The 20,787-nt window shown below is 41.3% G+C and carries 17 protein-coding genes and 1 tRNA gene; 8 read left to right on the forward strand and 10 right to left on the reverse strand.

What is annotated here, in order from left to right; all coding sequences use genetic code 11:
• Window positions 1-11: 11 nt before the first annotated feature.
• The 3 genes from pheS to L0B70_RS01010 form a co-directional block, all read right to left on the reverse strand.
• Window positions 12-1,022 carry a phenylalanine--tRNA ligase subunit alpha gene (gene pheS, locus L0B70_RS01000; protein ID WP_235142467.1) on the reverse strand — a complete coding sequence of 337 codons (1,011 nt, stop codon included), beginning with the start codon at window positions 1,020-1,022 and terminating at the stop codon, window positions 12-14.
• Window positions 1,023-1,312: 290 nt separating this feature from the next.
• Entirely contained in the window at window positions 1,313-1,888 is a 576-nt protein-coding gene (gene rdgB / locus L0B70_RS01005; RefSeq protein WP_235142468.1) for an RdgB/HAM1 family non-canonical purine NTP pyrophosphatase, read from the reverse strand.
• Between the two features lie 41 nt (window positions 1,889-1,929).
• Complete coding sequence (locus tag L0B70_RS01010; RefSeq protein ID WP_235142469.1) at window positions 1,930-2,766, reverse strand: CPBP family intramembrane glutamic endopeptidase; 837 nt, start codon at window positions 2,764-2,766, stop codon at window positions 1,930-1,932.
• A gap of 108 nt (window positions 2,767-2,874) precedes the next feature.
• Between L0B70_RS01010 and L0B70_RS01015 the strand changes: the two genes are divergently transcribed.
• Window positions 2,875-4,470 (forward strand): peptide chain release factor 3, encoded by a 1,596-nt coding sequence (locus L0B70_RS01015; protein WP_235142470.1) that lies wholly within the window; start codon window positions 2,875-2,877, stop codon window positions 4,468-4,470.
• A gap of 242 nt (window positions 4,471-4,712) precedes the next feature.
• The gene (locus L0B70_RS01020) at window positions 4,713-5,867 is read left to right on the forward strand and encodes a DUF4349 domain-containing protein (RefSeq protein WP_235142471.1); all 1,155 of its coding nucleotides are present in this window, start codon (window positions 4,713-4,715) and stop codon (window positions 5,865-5,867) included.
• Between the two features lie 12 nt (window positions 5,868-5,879).
• Here L0B70_RS01020 and L0B70_RS01025 read toward each other — a convergent pair whose 3' ends face one another.
• The 3 genes from L0B70_RS01025 to L0B70_RS01035 all read right to left on the reverse strand — a co-directional run bounded on the left by L0B70_RS01025 (window position 5,880) and on the right by L0B70_RS01035 (window position 7,793).
• Complete coding sequence (locus tag L0B70_RS01025) at window positions 5,880-6,137, reverse strand: hypothetical protein (protein WP_235142472.1); 258 nt, start codon at window positions 6,135-6,137, stop codon at window positions 5,880-5,882.
• 123 nt (window positions 6,138-6,260) lie between these two features.
• Complete coding sequence (locus L0B70_RS01030) at window positions 6,261-6,632, reverse strand: hypothetical protein (RefSeq protein WP_235142473.1); 372 nt, start codon at window positions 6,630-6,632, stop codon at window positions 6,261-6,263.
• Between the two features lie 18 nt (window positions 6,633-6,650).
• Window positions 6,651-7,793 carry an acyl-CoA dehydrogenase gene (locus L0B70_RS01035; RefSeq protein ID WP_235142474.1) on the reverse strand — a complete coding sequence of 381 codons (1,143 nt, stop codon included), beginning with the start codon at window positions 7,791-7,793 and terminating at the stop codon, window positions 6,651-6,653.
• A gap of 241 nt (window positions 7,794-8,034) precedes the next feature.
• Here L0B70_RS01035 and L0B70_RS01040 point away from each other — a divergent pair, with 241 nt between their 5' ends.
• The 5 genes from L0B70_RS01040 to L0B70_RS01060 all read left to right on the forward strand — a co-directional run bounded on the left by L0B70_RS01040 (window position 8,035) and on the right by L0B70_RS01060 (window position 15,602).
• Window positions 8,035-9,813 carry a long-chain fatty acid--CoA ligase gene (locus L0B70_RS01040; protein WP_235142475.1) on the forward strand — a complete coding sequence of 593 codons (1,779 nt, stop codon included), beginning with the start codon at window positions 8,035-8,037 and terminating at the stop codon, window positions 9,811-9,813.
• A gap of 301 nt (window positions 9,814-10,114) precedes the next feature.
• Entirely contained in the window at window positions 10,115-10,978 is an 864-nt protein-coding gene (locus L0B70_RS01045; RefSeq protein WP_235143538.1) for an aldo/keto reductase, read from the forward strand.
• A 111-nt stretch (window positions 10,979-11,089) separates the two neighbouring features.
• Window positions 11,090-11,437, forward strand: a complete 348-nt coding sequence (locus L0B70_RS01050) for a hypothetical protein (RefSeq protein WP_235142476.1) — start codon at window positions 11,090-11,092, stop codon at window positions 11,435-11,437.
• 24 nt (window positions 11,438-11,461) lie between these two features.
• Complete coding sequence (locus tag L0B70_RS01055) at window positions 11,462-15,436, forward strand: T9SS type B sorting domain-containing protein (protein ID WP_235142477.1); 3,975 nt, start codon at window positions 11,462-11,464, stop codon at window positions 15,434-15,436.
• 92 nt (window positions 15,437-15,528) lie between these two features.
• A tRNA-Pro gene (locus L0B70_RS01060) sits at window positions 15,529-15,602 on the forward strand.
• Between the two features lie 57 nt (window positions 15,603-15,659).
• Here the strand turns inward: L0B70_RS01060 and L0B70_RS01065 are convergent.
• Complete coding sequence (locus L0B70_RS01065) at window positions 15,660-16,496, reverse strand: S1 RNA-binding domain-containing protein (RefSeq protein ID WP_235143539.1); 837 nt, start codon at window positions 16,494-16,496, stop codon at window positions 15,660-15,662.
• Window positions 16,497-16,599: 103 nt separating this feature from the next.
• On the opposite strand from L0B70_RS01065, the gene L0B70_RS01070 reads away from it, so the two are divergent.
• Window positions 16,600-17,607, forward strand: coding sequence for a catalase (locus L0B70_RS01070; protein WP_235142478.1), 1,008 nt, complete (start codon window positions 16,600-16,602; stop codon window positions 17,605-17,607).
• A 55-nt stretch (window positions 17,608-17,662) separates the two neighbouring features.
• On the opposite strand, the gene L0B70_RS01075 is transcribed toward L0B70_RS01070, so the two are convergent.
• From L0B70_RS01075 to lpdA, 3 genes are all read right to left on the reverse strand, one after another.
• Window positions 17,663-17,863, reverse strand: coding sequence for a T9SS type A sorting domain-containing protein (locus tag L0B70_RS01075; RefSeq protein WP_235142479.1), 201 nt, complete (start codon window positions 17,861-17,863; stop codon window positions 17,663-17,665).
• A 188-nt stretch (window positions 17,864-18,051) separates the two neighbouring features.
• Complete coding sequence (locus tag L0B70_RS01080; protein WP_235142480.1) at window positions 18,052-18,663, reverse strand: hypothetical protein; 612 nt, start codon at window positions 18,661-18,663, stop codon at window positions 18,052-18,054.
• Between the two features lie 442 nt (window positions 18,664-19,105).
• Complete coding sequence (lpdA, locus tag L0B70_RS01085) at window positions 19,106-20,509, reverse strand: dihydrolipoyl dehydrogenase (protein WP_235142481.1); 1,404 nt, start codon at window positions 20,507-20,509, stop codon at window positions 19,106-19,108.
• Window positions 20,510-20,787: the final 278 nt, after the last annotated feature.

Raw genomic sequence — 20,787 nt, forward strand, 5'->3', positions numbered from 1 at the left:
TTATTTAAATTTTAAAGCGTTTTAAACTGCTCCAACATCCTTTTATCGTTTTCGAAAAACATTCTAATGTCGCTCATCTGATAAAGCAACATTACAATTCTTTCGATGCCCATTCCAAAGGCGTAACCGGAGTATTTATCGGGATCAATGTTTACATTTTTTAAAACGGCGGGATCCACCATTCCGCAACCCATGATCTCCAGCCAGCCGGTTCCTTTTGTAATCCGGTAATCGGTTTCCGAGTTTAAACCCCAGTAAACATCGACTTCCGCAGACGGTTCGGTGAAAGGAAAGTAAGAAGGTCGCAACCTGATTTTTGATTTCCCAAAAAGTTCGGTTGTGAAAAACTGTATGGTCTGTTTTAAATCTGCAAAGCTAACGTTCTCGTCGATGTACAAACCTTCGATCTGATGAAAAATACAGTGCGAGCGCGAAGAAATGGCTTCGTTTCGGAAAACGCGGCCGGGCGATAAAATCCTAATCGGCGGTTCATTTTCTTCCATGTAACGGATTTGAACTGAGGACGTATGGGTTCGGAGTAAAATATCAGGATCGGTTTCCAGAAAAAAAGTATCCTGCATATCCCGCGCCGGATGATATTCCGGTAAGTTTAAAGCGGTGAAATTATGCCAGTCGTCTTCAATTTCGGGTCCGTCTGCTACGGCAAAACCGATGGATTTGAAGATTTCCGTAATCTTATTTCGGACAAGATTAATCGGATGACGCGTGCCCAGTTCAGAAGGAAATCCAGGGCGCGTTAAATCTTCTTTTTCCAGAATGATTTTTGAAGTTGTGGCGCCTTTTAGATCTTCCAGCTTTGTTTCGACAGCCTGTTTCAATGAATTTATTTTCTGACCGAATTCTTTTTTCTGCTCATTCGGAACTTCTTTGAACTGCGCCAGAATATCATTAATCAAACCTTTTTTACCACTGAATTTAATGCGGAACTGTTCAATTTCATCTTTATTCGTAGTACTGAAATTTCCAACTTCAATCAATAATTCCTCTATCTTTTCTAACATCTTTAAATTGTAATAGGGTGCAAAAATACGGTTTTTCCTCTAAAAAATTTTACGGCAGAAGAAGTATTTCTGTTAACCCAAAAAAGTGACAAAGCTTTCTTGTATTCTTTCAGAACTTGAGTTACATAATTTTTCTTTTTTTTGAAAAGAAAACATCAGTTAATGCAGGACAATTTTCCGCGGTAAAATTTGGTATTCTAAAATCCTAAAATAGAACTTAACGGTAAAATCGCCGAGGGTTAAACAGTAAAATGCAAAATATTTGTGGCTTTGAGGTTTAATTCCCAGACTTACTTTTCCATGAATTCCAGAAACTTTTCAATGGCCTGTTTTCGGTGGCTGATCTTGTTTTTTTCTTCTGCCGCCATTTCCGCGAACGTAATATCGTGATCATTCGGAATGAAAACAGGGTCGTAACCAAATCCTTTTTCCCCGAGAATTTCCCGCGTTAAATTTCCGTAAACTCTGCCTTCAAAGTAGTTCACGCCAGAGTCGTCGACCAAACACATCACGGTCACGAAGTAGGCTTTCCGGTTTTCTTCACCTTCTAATTCCTCCAAAACCTTCGCCATATTTTTCGCAAAGTCGTGGTTGCCGGCATACCGTGCAGAATAAATTCCGGGTCTTCCGTCCAAAGCATCGACCACCAGGCCGGAATCGTCGCCCAGACTTGGTTTTCCGGTTTTCTCAAAACAGTATTTGGCTTTGATCAAAGCATTTTCATGAAACGTCGACCCGTCTTCCACAATTTCTTCGTGCAGATCGTAATCTGTTAATGAAGTGACTTTAAAACGGTCACCAAGAATTTGCTGAATTTCTTCTTTTTTATGCTGATTGTGCGTGGCAATGAGGATTTCCTTTTTCATAATTGATGGTTAAGAGCTGGTAATTGTTGGTTGATGAATAATTATAGATGGTCTGAGTAATGAACGCGGTATTTTTTCATAAACAGGTAATAGAACACGCTTAGAAGAACGATTCCAACGCCCAGAATAAGCCATTCCGAGACCTTAAATGATTCTGAAAAACTTTCGGTATGTCCGTAAAAAATAAGAATCGAGGAAACTAAATTATTGAAAGCGTGCAGCAATATCGATAAAAGCAAAGATTTGGTTTTGTAGTAAACCAGGCCCAAAACGCCGCCCAGCAAAACTGCGCCTACAAACTGCCACGGATTTCCGTGAACCAGTCCAAAAACAAGCGCCGAAATTGCGATGGCTTTCCAGGGTTTTGTGCCTTTGTTGATCAAACCTTTCTGAATAATTCCCCGGAAAACTATTTCTTCAAAAATGGGTGCCATAACGACGGCAAGCAGAATCAATGTGCCTTTGTCATTCGTCATCTGCTCCATAAGCCGCGAAAAATAGTCGTAAAACCTCCCGAAAAACGGCCCTTTGATGGGAATTTGTGCCGTGATGAAGTCCGCGACAAACATCATTCCGAGCATCATTGGAAAGATTAAAAGATAGGTTGCGAAATTGGTTGGCGAAAAATTGAAATTGAGTTTTCTGCCCGTTTGTGGCCGCACGATAAAATAATCGAAAGCGAAGATCGCTCCCAAAAATCCGGCGGCGTTCGCGATGAGCAGATAAAAATCTTTGTACTGAAGATTTTCCTTCAAAACGAACATGGAAAAAACGTTAATCATGGCGACAATCGAACTCCCGACGAGCATTCCACCCACTAAAGCGAGCGCGCCTTTCCAGTTGAAAATATAATTTTTGTTGAGCGATTTTCCGTCCATTCAAATTTAGTTTCCGCAAAGATAAATTAAAATGCAAAGACAATCGGTTGCGCTCCGCATTTTCATGTCTCATAAAAAAACACGATTTTTGCAGTCTCAAAATTTATTATGTCAGAACTCCTCAAAGAAATAGAAAGACGAAAAACCTTCGGAATTATCTCTCACCCCGATGCCGGAAAAACCACGCTTACGGAAAAGCTGCTTCTTTTTGGTGGCGCCATTCAGGAAGCCGGAGCGGTAAAATCGAACAAAATTAAGAAAGGTGCTACGTCCGATTTCATGGAAATCGAACGGCAGAGAGGGATTTCTGTGGCGACATCGGTGTTGGCTTTCGAATATAAAAATCACAAAATCAACATCCTCGATACGCCGGGACACAAAGATTTTGCGGAAGATACGTACCGAACTTTAACCGCCGTTGATTCTGTGATCGTGGTTATCGACGTTGCAAAAGGCGTGGAGGAACAAACGGAAAAACTCGTGAAAGTCTGCCGGATGCGTAATATTCCGATGCTGGTTTTCATCAATAAATTAGACCGCGAAGGAAAAGATGCTTTTGATCTGCTGGATGAAGTGGAACAGAAATTAGGTTTAACCGTCGTGCCTCTGTCGTTGCCAATTGGTATGGGCGCGGATTTTCAGGGAATTTATAACATCTGGGAAAATAATATTCAGCTCTTTTTGGAAGAGAAAAAACAAAGGGTTGGCGAAGCCATTAAATTTGATGACATCAACGATCCGAAAATCGATGAGATCATCGGCGCGAAAGCCGCCGCTAATTTGCGTGAAGAGCTCGAACTGGTGCAGTCGGTTTATCCGCCTTTCAGCCGCGAAGATTATCTGAATGGCGATCTGCAGCCGGTTTTCTTCGGTTCGGCCTTAAATAATTTCGGTGTTCGCGAATTGCTGGATGCGTTTATCGAGATCGCGCCAAAACCGCAACCAAAAGAAAGCGAAACCCGGGTTGTAAAGCCCGAAGAAAAAGATTTCACCGGATTTATTTTTAAAATTCACGCCAATATGGATCCGAAACACCGCGACCGCCTGGCTTTCGTGAAGATCGTGTCCGGAACATTTAAAAGAAACGAAAATTACCTGTTGGTAAGAGAAAATAAAAAAATGAAATTTTCTTCGCCAAATGCTTTCTTTGCAGACAAAAAAGAAGTTGTGGACGAAAGTTTTCCCGGCGACATTGTGGGACTTCACGACACGGGAAACTTCCGAATTGGCGATACGTTGACGGGCGGCGAAAAAATTTCCTTCAAAGGGGTACCAAGTTTTTCTCCGGAGCATTTCCGCTATATTAATAACGAAGATCCGCTGAAAGCAAAACAGCTCGCAAAAGGCATCGACCAGCTTATGGACGAAGGCGTGGCGCAATTGTTTACGCTCGATATGAACAACCGTAAAATTATTGGAACGGTTGGTGCGCTGCAGTATGAAGTTATTCAGTACCGTTTGGAGCACGAGTACGGCGCAAAATGTACGTATGAACCGCTTTCCATTCATAAAGCGTGCTGGATTGAAGCCGATGAAAAATCGGAAGAATTTAAAGAATTTGCCCGATTAAAACAGCGTTTTATGGCAAAAGACAAATATGGTCAACCCGTGTTTCTCGCGGACTCGTCCTTTACCATTCACATGACACAGGAAAAATTTCCGAATGTGAAACTGCATTTCATCAGTGAATTTAAGAAGGATTAGTTTCTAAATTATACTTCGAGAAGGTCGTGAAATTGATTTCGCTGGTTTTAACGGCTTTAATTCCTTCGTCAGGCTTAATGGTTTCAAGATGATGAAAGTCGAATCAGTAATAATATTGTAAAGTCGTTGTAAACTGATTTGCAAAACACACATTTAGAGACACTTAATTAATTTAAGTGTCCTTTTTCGTTTTTAAAGGAATGCTATTTGATTCTACGTGATGGTACCCTTTTAAAACAACAATGAAAAAAATTATAACCGGCCTTTTTCTTTCACTCGCATTAATTTCCTGCGATAAAAACACATTTCAGCAAACCACAGATTCCATAAAACATGCTGACAGCCTTTTTACAAGAGCTGACGAAGGTTTAAAAACTCTGGATTCGCTTTCGAAAACAATTAACGATTCGGATGGCATTGCGAAAAAAGTGATCCTGCCCGAAATTCAAAAACAAAAAAAAGCCATCGACAGCACCATAAAAAGTGGCGGTTTCCGCATCGATTCCATCAACAAGGAGATCGAGAAAATTACGAAGCATGTGGTCGTGGGCACAGAAGTCGTGAAAACACTGGATTCCGCGAACGATGCTTTGAATAAGGGTGAAAGTGCTTTTAAAGTTTTAACGAGGACGGCGGATAAAATTTTAAATCAAACAAAGCGGCAAACCTTACCGGGAAGGTCTTCGCCGGATCATTCCGCTTCGCCAACGCCGAACCAAAATAATACGGTTATTGTTCCGCCACTCAGGGAGAAATATCCGGTGGTAAAAACGGCGAAAATGGAAATCAAAGTGGAAGATCTCACCGCGGCGAAAGCACTTTTAAAGCAGAAAATCCGTGAAAATAATGCAGATTTGGTAAGGGAAAGTTACAGCCAGACGGAAGGTGTCCACCGCGAGTACGTTACCGTGAAAGTTCCGCTCCAGAATTTCGACGGATTGGTGCGCAATCTTTCTACGGAGTTGGGAAATTTAAAAATGAAAAGCACCGAATCGGAAGGCATCGATTATATTTCGGGACAAATGTGCGATGTTGAAGTTACGCTTGTGCAAAACGAAGATCTCGCCTCAAATCCTTTAGCACAGAACGATTCCGACAAAAATGCGGATTCTTTCGGGTCGAAATCCTCCAATGCTTTTATGTCGGGTTTTAAAGTTCTGGAAAGCATCATGCTTGCCGTTCTACCCTTTTGGCCCGTCCTTTTGATTGCGGCGTTCATCTGGTATTTCGTGCGGAAAAACAAACGCAATAAGGAAAAGTTTAAACGTGAAAATCAGGAACCTGTTTCTGCTGAAAAAATTACGGAAAATGAAATTACGGATGCGGAAATCGTCGACGAGCCAGCGACAGAAAAAACCCATCCTACCGATTATTCCAAATATTTGCCAAAGAAATAATTCCGTATAAATTTAATTAAAACTTTCAGGCATCTGAATGTTTCCGCCCGTTAAATAATAGAAAAAAGCGGCCGCGGCGAGGAGCAGAACGGCATAAATGATAATCAGCATCTTTTGCTTTTTTAAAACCGATAAAAAAAGCAGGCCCAGAATTCCGACGACCAATAGGCTCATTTTTTGAAAGGGATCTTTCAGGAACAGCGATACGGCGATGAGTCCTAAAGACAGGAAATGAAAAATGCGCTCTCTTTTTAATATCAAATCTTTCATAGGTAACTGCTTATCGTTTTTTATTTTGTTCTCACTGAATTTATAAGGGTTTCGTGGAAAATCAGCGCAAATTCAAGGCTTAAAAATAAGAAATCCTTTCATGTGGCTGAAAGGATTCTCTTTTTATTTCATGTTCACAACGCGATCGACGACGTACGTCGTGTTTCCGCGCCAGGGAAGAACGCCGTGGTATTCTTTGTAGTGAAGATCGAAGGTTTTACCGTTATTCACTTGGAGTTCCTTAAAAACGGCTTCATCCTCAATAGAAAACTCGAATTCGTAACTCGTTAAACTGCCGGTTTTGGAGTTGGCTCCGAAACCCTGCTGAATGAGCTTTCCCTCATACGTTTTAAAGACGTTTCCTTTTTTCACTGCGTAATTCAGGACGCCGGATTTTACGCCTTCACCGAAGACGAAGTAGTATTTATACCACAAAAATCCTCCCAGCAAAACGGCGACGGCAAGCACCGTCATCCAAACATATTTGTTTCTCATCGCTCTTCGTTTTAAAAATTATTTTTTCGAAATACTGCGGGAAATAACGATTTTCTGAATTTCGGAAGTTCCCTCGTAGATTTGCGTGATTTTTGCATCGCGCATCATTCTTTCCACGTGATATTCTTTCACATAACCATAACCACCGTGAATTTGTACGGCTTCAATCGACGTGTCCATGGCAACTTGCGAGGAATAAAGTTTCGCCATTGCACCAATCTCGGAAATATCTTTTCCTTCATCTTTTTCTGTAGCTGCTTTGTAGCATAACATTCTGGCCGCCATAATCGAGGTCGCCATGTCTGCTAATTTGAAAGCAATTGCCTGATGATTGATGATCTCCGTTTTGAAGGCTTTACGTGTTTTGGCATATTTCAACGCCAGTTCGTATGCGCCGGAGGCGATTCCTAAAGCCTGGGAAGCGATACCGATTCGGCCACCGTTTAAAACCGCCATGGCAAAATTGAAACCGAAACCGTCTTCGCCGATTCTGTTTTCTTTCGGCACCACCACATCGGTAAATAATAAGGAGTGCGTATCGCTGCCGCGGATTCCGAGTTTGTCTTCTTTGGGACCGATCTCAAAACCCTTCCAGCCTTTCTCGACGATGAATGCGTTGATTCCTTTATGTTTCTTTTCCGGATCGGTTTGCGCGATCACGATGTAGTACGTTGCGTTGCCACCGTTTGTGATCCAGTTTTTCGTGCCGTTCAAAATATAATGATCGCCGTTATCCACCGCTGTTGTTTGCTGCGATGTTGCATCGGAACCGGCTTCCGGCTCAGACAAAGCAAAAGCACCAATCACTTCGCCACTGGCGAGCGGTCTCAGATATTTCATTTTTTGGTCTTCGTTACAGAATTTTTCCAATCCGGCACATACCAAAGAGTTGTTTACAGACATCACCACGGCCGCAGAAGCATCAACCTTCGCAATTTCTTCAATCGCCAAAACGTAGGAAACGCTGTCCATGCCGGCGCCGCCGTATTTCGGATCTACCATCATACCGAGAAAACCAAGTTCCCCCATTTTCTTAACCTGTTCGTGTGGAAATTTCTGCTGGTTGTCTCTTTCAATGACGCCCGGTAAAAGTTCGGCCTGCGCAAAATCTCTTGCAGCCTGCTGAATCATCAACTGTTCTTCGGATAAATTAAAGTTCATAAAATAGTATATAAGATTGTCTGCAATTTACATTATTTCTAAAAATTAAAAAATTTAATTATGCAAGCCTTTGAATATTCTCTAAAAAGGAAAATTCTTTAAACTTTCGTTGGTAAAATCATCCAATTTTGGCGGAAATCGTGACGTAGAAATACTTTTTGCTGTTTAAATAAAAAATGATATTTTTACAAAAGTGCAATTAAATTAACGTAAAATACGCACCAATAAGAAAAACAAAGCTATGGCTATTAAAAGAATTTTCGATTTTGCTCACGAAGCATTAGAAAAATATCCGCAGGATGAGATGTTCGTCACGAAATATGAAGGGAAATGGGAAAGTACATCGACGAAAGAATTTTGCTATCTGGGCAACCAGATTTCCCGCGGCCTCTTAAAACTTGGCATAAAACCCGGCGATAAAATTGCGCTCATTACCACGGCAAGCCGCACGGAATGGGCAGTGATGGATTTGGGAATCTCGCAGATCGGCGCCGTTTCTGTACCCGTTTATCCGAGTATTTCCTCAGACGATTTCGATTATATCTTTAATAATGCCGAAGTTAAATTTTGTTTTCTGTCCGACCGCGATCTGCTCGAAAAAGTAAAGAAAATTAAAGACAAGGTTCCGACGCTGGAAGGCGTTTTCAGTTTTAATGAAATTGAAGGTACCGCAAGCTGGAAAGAAGTTTTGGATTTGGGAAAAGATGAAGCCACGCAAAACGAAGTGGAAGATCTGTCGAAAAGCATTAATTCCGAAGATCTGGCGACGATTATTTATACGTCGGGAACAACGGGCCGCCCAAAAGGCGTCATGCTCACCCATCAAAATATCGTATCGAACGTTTTGGCGTCCAATACACGAATTCCGCGCGTGAAAGGCATGGACTATAAAGACATTAAAATTTTAAGTTTTCTGCCGATCTGCCATATTTTCGAGCGCATGCTCTTCTACCTTTACCAGTACAACGGCTACTCTATTTATTTTGCCGAAAGCATCGAAAAGATGGGCGACAACATTAAAGAAGTTCAGCCGCACATTATGTCGGTCGTGCCGCGCCTCATCGAGAAAGTTTACGATAAAATCTATGACAAGGGAACAAGCGCGGGCGGTTTAAAATCGAAAATATTTTTGTGGGCCCTGGGCGTTAACAAAGCCAAAGAGAAAATAGGGAAACCTTCCGGACTGAAAGAAATTATCGCCGATAAACTCGTCTTTAAAAAATGGCGCGAAGGTTTGGGCGGCAATATCATCACGCTGGTTTCCGGATCGGCCGCATTGGCGCCACGCCTGAATAAAATGTTTCAAAATGCCGGAATTCCTATTCTGGAAGGCTATGGCTTAACGGAGACTTCGCCCGTGATTTCGGTGAACAGTTTCGGAAAAATTAAGGTCGGAACCGTGGGTCATGTGTTGGAAAATCTGGAAGTTAAAATTCAGGAAGACGGCGAGATTACGGTAAAAGGACCTTCTGTTTTTAAAGGTTATTTCAAGAACGAGGAGATGATGAACGAAGCTTTCACGCAGGACGGCTTTTTCAAAACCGGCGACATCGGCCACATCGACGAGGAAGGTTATCTACACATCACGGACCGTAAAAAAGAAATGTTCAAGACTTCGGGCGGAAAATATATTGCGCCGCAGGTCATCGAAAACCAGGCGAAAGGGTCCAAATTTATAGAGCAGGTAATGGTTGTGGGCGATGGCGAAAAAATGCCGTGTGCTTTTGTACAGCCCGATTTTAATTTTGCAAAATCCTGGGCGCAGCGCAAAAACCTGAATCTCGGCGAAACGCCGGAAGAAATGGCGAAAAGCCCGGAACTGAAAGAACGCATCGGCAAAGAAATCGATTATCTCAATACTAAACTCGGGCATTGGGAACAGATCAAACGCTTTGAACTCACGCCGGAAGTTTGGTCCATTGAGCTAGGTTTGTTGACGCCAACGCTCAAACTTAAACGAAAAGCCGTAAAAGAGCGATATATTAAACTGTATAATAAAATGTACGGCCATCAGGATTAAATTTTTTGATGAATTAGAAGCACCGTCCAAAAACGGTGCTTTTTTTGGGATCGTGAATACGGAGGGTACATTTCGAAAGGTTTGCCAACACTTCGTCGGAAAATGCAGGTCCAATGCTTTCGTTCTAAATTTTTTCTGCACGATGTTTGTACGTTACACGCTCTAAAAAACAAGATATGAACAGCGAAATATTAACAGACAAACATCAATTAGGACTCGGCGGCGTGGCCATTGGAACTGCCTTCGAAAATTTGTCGGACGAACAGGCCGAAGCAGTTTTGAAAAGCGCCTGGGATCTGGTATCCGCTATTATGACACCTCGCCGTGGTACGGCCTCACCAAAAGTGAAAGACGATTCGGAGCGTTCCTCCAAAACCAGACGCGCGAAGATTTTATTTTTTCCACAAAAGTTGGACGGTTATTCACAGAAGTTCCAGAATCTGAAGTTCCGCCTACGATGTGGAAAGCACCTTTGAATTACGATTTCAAACACCTTTATACAGCCGACGCTGTTAAAAAATCCATTGAGGAAAGCCTCCAACGCAGCGGTCTGGATTACATTGACATTGTTTACGTTCACGATCTTTCTGAAGATCAGGTGGGCGACCGGTATCCCTATTTTTTGGAACAGGCAACGAAAGGTGCTTTCAAAGCGCTCTCACAATTGCGCGACGAAGGCGTCATCAAAGCCTGGGGAATGGGCGTAAATAAAATCGAACCTATTTTAGACTGTATTGACGTTGCAGATCCCAACATCTGTTTGTCCGCCACGCAATACTCCATTCTCGATCACGAAGATGCCGTGGACCGACTGTTGCCGGCAGTGAAAAAAGCGGGGGTGAAACTGGTTTCGGGCGCGGGATACAATTCCGGGTTTATTGCGGGACGCGAACGCTTCAACTATAAAGATGTTATCCCAAAAGGCATGCACAAAAAACGCGACCGCATCAGCACTATCGCGAAAAAATACGACCTTACAATTTTAGACGCCGCGCTGCATTTTGTTCTCGCAGCCGATGAATTTGCGGCTATTATTCCGGGATCAAGCCGGCCGGAACAGGTGAAAAGCAACGTTGATTCTTTGCAGAAAAACATTCCGGTTGATTTTTGGAAAGAGCTGAAAAGCGAAGGACTGATCTACGAAAAAGCCCAGACGCCAGAATAGAAATCTGATTAATGGAAATTATTACTGGAAAGCAAATGAAAAACCGACGCCGAAAAAAAATATCCGTTTACAAACGGATATTTTTATATATTTGAGTATCAAATGTTTGATATGGAAAATTGTTTGGAATGTGGCGAAAAAATCATCGGCAGAACCGATAAAAAATTCTGCAACGACGGCTGCAGAAATGCCTACAACAACAAACACAACAAGGATTCGTCGAACCTGATGCGCAACATCAACAATAAACTGCGTAAAAATCACCGCATTCTTTCGGAACAGAAATTCATCGACGGAAAAGCAAAAACTACGCGGAACAAGCTTACTTCCGGCGGCTTCGATTTTGATTATTTCACGAGTTTAAAAATCTATAAAAACGGCGCGGAATACCGCTTTGTGTACGACATGGGCTACAAACTGCTGGAAGAAGACTGGATTTTGCTCGTGCGTAAGGAATAATTATATTTACACATATTTTAATTGATGAAAAAAATTCTACTTCTTTTGTTTTTTTGTGGTTTCGTAACGCTCGTCTTCGCTCAAAAATTAATTTCAAATTCCAGCGCATTTTTTTACGAAAACAAAGGTCAATTGGTCGATCAGGCTGGTAAAGAAAATTCTGCCGTTAAATATCTGTTTCATTCCACCGGCTTAAATGTTCAGCTTAAAAACTCCGGTTTTTCCTACGACGTTTATGAAACCAGGAAAACTATTAAAAAGAAGCCGGAACGAACAGAAAAGAATCTTCCAACCGAAGGTAAAAAACGTCCGGAATATGCTCTGAAAAATGAATATCACCGTGTAGATATTGAATTTGTTGGCGCTAATAAAAACGCCCAAATTATTGCCGAAGGCCAATCAGAAGATTACGACAATTACTACAATCTACCCAATAATCCAAAAGGAGTCGAAAATGTTCACCGCTTCGAAAAAGTTACCTACAAAAATCTCTACCCAAATATTGATCTGGTATTTTTTAAGCCAAATGATACGCTGAAACCCATTGAGTACAATTTCGTCATCAATCCCGGCGGAAAAATTTCAGATATTCAATTAAAATTTACCGGTGCAGCGACCAGACTACAAGACGGAAAACTTTCGATGAACCTTCGTTTTGGCGAAATGCAGGAAAATATCCCACATTCCTGGGAAGAAATCGGAACTGCAAAAAATTCGATCGATGTTCAGTTTAAAGATTTAGGAAATCAAACATTTGGCTTTGCATCTACAAAAGATATTTCAGATAAGACTATTGTGATCGATCCTGTTCCGACAAGAATTTGGGGAAGTTATTTTGGCGGAAATGGGGAAGAATATGCGTGGATTAAACCTGATAAAAATAATAATATATATTTATTTGGATATTCAACAAGTACCAATAATGTTGCCACAGCAGGGAGTTATCAAACAAATTTAGCTGGAGGTGGAGATGCTTTTATTTCTAAAATAAGCAAAGATGGTCAGAGATTTTGGGGAACTTATTATGGAAAGCAGTATTTTGATGTTACAGGATCTGTAGACTTTGACGCAACTTTTAATGTTTATGCTGCAATCGTCGTTGAAAAACCAAATCCACTTTATCCCGGAAATCGCTATTACTTTTATCAAAAAGTCGTTTTTCTAAAGCTAAATCCAAATGGTACTTTACTTCTTGAAAATGAAATAGGAAGAGAAATAGGAAATCCTGCCTATTCTGGCTATAGTGACGAAACAGAAATAAACGATGTAAAACTGCATAATAATAAATTTTATATCACTGGAAAAACAAGATTAAATGTTTTTGGAACAGCAGGTGCATTTCAAGAAAACATTGGAGTGGGCGAAACTGGATTTTTAACAAAATTCGACGCGATTACGGGAGCTAACGATTTCTTCACCTATATCGGAGGTAATGGACCAAGTGCGATGTATAGCATTTTTAATGCGGATGCTTCAGGTATAGAATTATCGGGAGTTTCACGAAGCACTAATTTTCCGATGATTGATGCTTTTCAGCAAACAAATAACGGTGGAAATCTTGGGAATAATGGTCTTTATGTAAAATTTTCAGAAGCCGGAAATTTATTGAAATCCAGTTATTTTGGCAATGCAGAAAGTTATTTTTTCCTTTCTACACGTCGTTTTGGTAATGAAGTGATGTTTGCCGGAAAAATGTATTCTCAAAATAAACTGTGCTATTTTCTTGTAGATACCGCTATCAATACTGTCAAAGATTATAAGGAAGTAAGTATTTATAACAGCGATGGAGATATTTATATTGACAAGGATAAAAATATTTTTGCATCAGGTCGCGCAAGTCCAAATGATCCTTGGGTCAATCAACAAACTACAACTGGGGCATATTTACCACAGATTGGAAAATATACTTCGACGTATTACACCAAATACGATTCGAATTTTCAAAAAATTTGGTCCACCTTTTATCAGGGGAATGGTGGAACACAACTTGGAATGATCACCAAAGATTATGACAATTACCTTTATTTATGGGGAATGTCATCAAAAAATTACACGGGTATTGCAACGCCCGGAACTTTTCAGCAAACTACACACACGAATAATAATGATATGTACATCGCCAAATTTGCAGATTGTGCATCAAATGTTACAATTTCTTTTGTTCCAACTTGCATCAATCAAAACCTTCAGTTAAATGCGTCGGGCGGAACAAGCTACGAATGGTTTGGCCCAAATGGTTTTCATTCCTTCCTTCAAAATCCTGTCATCAATAATGCGCAGTCAACCGACTCCGGCGAATATTTTGTCAGAATAACGGGAGGACAATCCTGCGGCGGAATCTTTACTTTAAACATCAATATTGGCAGTCCGACTTTGCCCGTATTAGATATTCCCAATTTGCCCGTTCTCACAGGTTTCTGCAGCGTAACCGTGACGGTGATCCCAACAGCCACTACGGGTTGCGGAACACAGATCAGTGCTACCACAACCGATCCGCTTGTCTACAATTCTCCTGGAACCTACGTGATTCACTGGAACTATGACGACGGAAACGGTCATCAGCTTTCACAAAATCAGACCGTCAAAGTGCAGGGAAGTCCGCTGCCCACCGCAAATTCGCCACAAAACTTTTGCCTTATCGACTCACCCAGGCTTTCTGACATTCAAATCACAGGTACTGCCATAAAATGGTATGATCTGGTTGGCGACCCTTTAGATCCGAACCTGCTAATCGCGGGCAGTTCAAAATATTACGCCACGCAAACACTCAACGGTTGCGAAAGTGCAAAACTGGAAATTTTGGTTAATGTTAATGATCCTTTTCCGCCAACCGGTAACCTAAACCAGGATTTCTGTTCGGCACAAAACCCTACCGTTGCCGACATCGTTGTTTCCGGCCAGAACGTTATTTGGTACAATGCGTCGGGGCAGGTTGTTGCGCCTGCTGCTCCACTTATCGGAGGCCAAACCTATTACGGAACGCAGACGGTGAATGGCTGCGAAAGTCTGCAGAGAATTCCTGTGACGGTTTCTGTGTCTAATGGCGGCATTCCGGCAAATGATTATGCAACCGCATTTTGTAACGATACCACTGCCAACACGAAGCAGGAAAACCTTAACAATTACAAAGACAATATGGTGGCCAATTCATCGGTTTATACTTTTGAGTTTTTCGATGAATTTAATCAGACGGTTCCGAATCCTGCAAGCACGACTTTAAATATTGGCGAAAATATCTTCCACATAAAAGTCACAAATTCATTAGGCTGTTTTGTAGAAGTTCAGTTGACTTTAACACTAAATTCAAAACCGCTACTCAATTTGCGTGACCGAGAAGAATTTTGCGACGGACAAAGCCTGACGCTCAATGCCGGTGCAGGTTTTTCATTTTATGAATGGACCAAAGAAGGTTCCGCAGTTCCCTTTTCTGACCAACAAATTATAGAAGTAACCGAAGCCGGAAATTACACGGTGAAAGTCCGAAACACTTCCCAGTGCGAAAACACTGCCACCGTTGCCGTCTCAAATTCTGTGCTCGCAACCATTCTGCGCGTGGATATTGTAAACAACACGGCTACAGTGATTCTTTCTGATACTGGCAATTTTATTTATACTTTGGATCATCAAAGTTCGCAGACTTCAAATATTTTCAGCGGCCTCAAAAATGGCAATCATACGGTTTCAGTAAAAACTGCAGGCGGCTGCATCATCGGCCAGATCGATTTTACCCTATTTAATGTCAACAACAGTTTTACACCAAACGCCGACGGCATCAATGATACCTGGAAAATCAACGGTCTCGAAAATTATACCAATTCAGAAGTTTTAATTTATGACCGACACGGAAAAAACGTTTTATCGAAAATCACAAACGGCGCTTTCGAGTGGGACGGAAAATTTGAATCGCGCACCCTACCCACCGGAAATTACTGGTACGTCATCAAAGTATCCGACGGTAGAATTCTGAACGGCTGGCTCCTCCTTAAAAACAGAAATTGAAATTTTGAATCTTTCTCCAGCCAACAAAATAGTAAATCCTTCGGAATCGATTTTGAAATTTAAGAAAGGATTCTTACTTTTGCGCCTGCGTGCGGGATGTAGCGCAGCCTGGTAGCGTACTTGCATGGGGTGCAAGGGGTCGCTGGTTCGAATCCAGTCATCCCGACTAAAAAAAAGAGCAGATTTATTTTCTGCTCTTTTTCATTTGTTGCTTTTAACGAAATTATTTTTCTCCCTCCAGAAGTTGGATCTTATCCTCCAGGATATCAATTTTTTTATCGCGGTACAAACCGCCGATCGCTTTTTTAAAGTTTTTCTTACTCATTTGAAGTTCATCTTTAATCTCTTCCGGCGTGGATTTGTCGGAAAGATACAGCAAACCGTAATTCATTTCGAGTTTGTCTAAAATGATTTTCTGAAATTCGTCGATATTTTCGTACCCTTCCGGCTGTAGCGAAACATCAATTTTACCGTCTTCGCGGATGGCTTTGATGAAACCGATTTCTTCACTCAAAGGAAAGAGTTTTTTATAAACATCCGAGGTGTAGATCAGGCCAATGTATTGTTTGTTCACGATGACATTCCAACCCAATTCGCTTTCACCCATCACGATTAAATGGACTTTTTCTCCTTTTTGCAGAGGAAGATTCTCGTAATGCGGATTTCTTTTGAATCTTGTTGTTCCCGTAATTAAGCCTAAAATTTCATCTACATAAACATAAACCACATATTTTTTACCTTCAATGATTTTGGCTTTCTGCTGTTTGTACGGAACAAAAAGATCTTTGATGATTCCCCAGTCCATAAAGGCGCCGGTGGGCAGACTTTGTACGCACGTCATCATCGCAAACTCGCCTACTTCGGCGTTCGGCTTTTCCGTTGTGGCTTTTAATTTATCGTCGTCCTGATAAACGAAAACCTCCATTTCAGACCCAATTTCGGCATCTTCAGAGGCGAAAATTTTGGGTAAAAAGGCTCTGTTTCCATTTTCGTCTTCCAGAAATAAGCCGGAATAATTTTTTTCTGCGATTTTTAAAGTTTGTGTCAGCCCGATGTTCATAATAAAAAGTTCCTGAAAAGTGAATAGTTGTAAGGGCACAAAGATAAGGTATTTTCTGAGGAACTTTCGGGAATGGTTGTTGCTTGCTGAAAAGAAAAATATAATGAAAACGCTTCTTACTTATACCCCCGACCTCGACGAACTTTCCTCTGCAGAAAAGAACGATTTAGCAAAAGCCATAACATCGGTTGAAAAATTCATCAAAAGTTCCTCAAAAATAAGCGACGTTAATTACGCCACACGCGATGCACACTCAAAAACGTATGCAACGGCGAACGGAGTTTTAAGAGTTTCCGAAGATTTACCCGAATTTATACAAGAAATTTTTAAGGAGAAGGAATATGATCTTATCGCAAGATTCTCCAACGCGAATCTCGTCATCAACAAAAAAGGAAGGGACGTTCCAGCCTACGGTTTTTCCCTGAAAATTAAAGATATTAACGGCAGGGATGCTAACTTTCCATTGGTCAATTTCCCGTTATTTCCAACCAACTCTCCCTCGACTTTTCTAAGGTTTTTCACGTCGGTCAACACTTTTTTGGTTACGAAGCAGGATAATTTTTTAGTTTCCGCTTTGGATTTGCCTTCTTTACTAAAAAATGGATTGCCGTTGTTTGCCTCGCTGTTATCAGGGGATCTTATTAAAGAAATAATAAAACTGATCCGCAGACGTAATCACTTCTTCTTCTCCTTCCCTTACGGGGGAATTGGCTGCTATCGTCTGGGAAATTACGTGATGAAAATCGGATTGCAACCCGTTCGCAATTTAGGGAAAACAGGTAAGGATGAACCGCAGAAAAAATCGGTCCCGGATTTTATTTCGCTTCACGATTCCGAGTTTATGTTAACGGTCAAAATGTGCGAAAATCAGAAAGATCAACCCGTAAATAATTTAATGAAAATGTGGAAAAATGCGCCGGAATATACCTTAGGAAAAATTACAATTCCAAAAAATTCCGCACTAAACTCTTCCAGTCCCGATGTTGAAAATTTAAATTTTAATCCTTTTGAGAATGCGCAAACTTTGCAGCCTGTTGGGAAGATTCAGCAAACCAGGAAGAAGATTTATGAAGCCTCCATTTCGACTCGAAATAAGCTGAATGGAATTTAAAATTAAAAAAAGAGAAGCCGAAACTTCTCTTTAAATTTGTAATCACCCTATAACCTTATTTTTTGATGAACGGAATGTTCTGCGCTTGCTGCTGCGTGCCCGAGAGATTTAAAATATAATTTCCCGCGGGAAGATGGTTCATATTTACCTTTCCAGAATCGAGCAGCGTTGAACAGACCAATTTGCCATCCAGCGTATAAACTTTCACGAATTCGTATCCCGTAAGATCGCCGGTGAAAAATAGATTTTCAGACACCGGATTTGGATAAACGCGAATGCTTTTTTTCGCCGCATTTTGATTCGTACCAAGTGTTGTAATATTTTGCGCGACGGCAACGCTGGTAGTTTGGTTGATGCCAAGAAGCGGTACAGAGATCGTTGCAGTTGTGGACGTAAAGATGGGATATCTGTTCGTATTGTTATAATAGGTGTAAAAAGTGCTTACTAAGGTTCCGACCGCAAAAGATAATTGGTATCCGTACTTTGGTAAAGGTTATAGTTTTGAACCGTTTTTACACGTAAAATATTTCCAAAGGTCTGCAAACCAAGTAAAAGCGTACCGCTCGCGTCGGCCGTCGTCGTAATATTCCCTTTGAAAAGACCAGAAACGGTTCCGGTGCTGAAACTTCCTCTCGCGGTGTCGGTAGATGTATCTCCGAAAGCCGTGGGGAATGTTAAAAATACAGCATTGTCTGCACTAAAATTTAAAACCGCACCACCTACGTCTGCTCCTGTAATTTCCAATTGTGTAGCCGTCGATTTATAAAAGACGTCGTTTCCGTTTCCGTCCTCAAATTTTACGGTGGTCCCGGAAAAGGCCGTAAGTTCGCCGGGAGAAGGTGCCGAAACCTGTGCTGTGATGAGCGCCCCATCGGTAAGCGCGCTGTTATCGAAGGTGACATTCATTCCCGTTGCAGAATTGTCGGGTACGCCAATCAGATTTTTACTGCTGATGGTGTTTCCTACCAAATAATCGTTGTTCGCTTTGGTAAGCGTGGTCTGCGAAAAAGCGGTCGCGCCCCAGGCAGAGAAAAGGAGTACATAAAAATTTTTCATCGTTGTGTTATTTCTAACGAAGTTACAAATAAGTCAAATTCCAAAAGAAAATTTTTACAGCTTTTGTCCGGCGAAATAGGGTTTGGATGGAAACTTTTTCGCGGAAAAAAGGAAAACGAAACCTCTCTTTTAATTTCTTTTTCCCACGGATGCACGAATTACGTTCGAAAAGTTTTTCTTCTTTTATATCTTTAAAATTTTATGCATTCGTGCTTTTAATTCAATAAAAAAAGAGAAGCTGAAACTTCTCTTTTAATATGATTAAAACAATTAAAATTTTCAACGTAAACGAACAAGTTTCGATCTGTTGCTACGCGAAATTTTTCTTGGTTCTTTAACTTTTTACCTGGCAATTGGACAAGTTTCGACTTGTCCCTACTGATTATTGGACAAGTCCCGACTTGTCCCTACTGGTTATTGGACAAGTCCCGACTTGTCCCTACTAGAAATGTAACGCCCTTTTCCCCGTCGCATCTAGAGCCGCTTCTTTCATGGCTTCTGCATACGTGGGGTGCGCGTGAGACATTCTCGAAATATCTTCTGCACTTGCGCGGTATTCCATAGCTACAACCGCTTCCGCAATTAAGTCTGCCGCTCTCGCGCCAATCATGTGAACGCCCAGAATTTCGTCGGTTTTTTCGTCGGCTATAATTTTGATGAAACCATCAACATCACCCGAAGCACGGCTTCTTCCTAAAGCTCGCATGGGGAAATTACCAATTTTAATGGCAACACCTTCTGCTTTTAACTGCTCTTCCGTTTTTCCGACGGCCGCAACTTCCGGCCACGTGTAAACAACGCCCGGAATTAAATTATAATTGATGTGAGGTTTTTGTCCGGCAATAAGTTCAGCCACCAAGGTTCCTTCTTCAGAAGCTTTGTGCGCGAGCATGGCACCGGCCACCACATCTCCGATGGCGTAAATATTCGGAACATTGGTTTGTAAATGTTCGTTCGTTTTCACCATTCCTCTTTCCGTCAGATCGACGCGAGCTTTGTCTAAGCCAAGTCCTTCAGTATAAGCTTTTCTACCCACCGAAACCAGCACGTAATCGCCTTCGAAAACGACTTCCTCCCCTTTTTTATCTTTTGCCGTTACTTTTACCGTATCGCCGTTTCTTTCCACCGACTGAACGCCCGTAGAAAGGTTAAATTTCATACCTTGTTTTCTCAGAACTTTATTTAATTCTTTAGACAAAGAAGCATCCATGGTTGGGATAATTTTATCCATAAATTCTACCACCGTTACTTCAGAACCCAATCTTTTATACACCGAACCCAATTCGAGACCGATAACGCCGCCGCCGATGACGATCAAGTGTTTCGGAATTTCTTTCAGTTCCAAAGCTTCTGTAGAAGTGATGATTCTTTCCTTATCTAAAGTAATAAAAGGCAAATTGCTCGGTTTAGAACCCGTTGCGATAATCGTATATTTAGAATCGATGGTTTCTGCAGAACCATCGTTTTTTGTCACTTTTATTTGAGTTGCAGATTCAAAACTTCCCACGCCTTCAAAAACGGTGATCTTGTTTTTATCCATCAAAAACTGAATACCTTTCGTGGTTTGATCTACCACTTCTCTTTTACGAGCGATCATGCGGGACAAATCTGCCACCGGATCATTAATGATAATTCCGTGATTGGCGAAATCGTGTTTGGCGTTATAAAAATGCTCCGAAGAATCCAACAGTGCTTTACTCGGAATGCATCCTACGTTCAGGCAAGTGCCACCCAAAACGGAATATTTCTCGATAATTGCTGTTTTGAAACCCAGTTGTGCGCAACGAATTGCGGCAACATAACCTCCGGGACCGGAACCGATTACGGTAACATCGAATTGACTCATATTGATCTTTTTATGATTGAATTAAAAGTAGGGCAAATTTACAAAATATTTTCCCGTTCTGTGTTGTGGAAATATAGATTTTCCTCGATCTTATTCCGAGGAATGAGGAACGAATGACGAGGCAATCTGTTGAATAAAAAGCTAATATTTCTTAGGAGCCGGGAACCTGCTTTCCGCTGTATCTTTTTTTCCGCTGCGCTGCGAAAAAGGATGTCGCTGCAATCAGGGCTATGAGATTGGGATTTTGAAGTGACGACATATATAAAACTAAAAACTGT

Source organism: Kaistella sp. 97-N-M2 (assembly GCF_021513235.1).
Lineage (GTDB): Bacteria > Bacteroidota > Bacteroidia > Flavobacteriales > Weeksellaceae > Kaistella.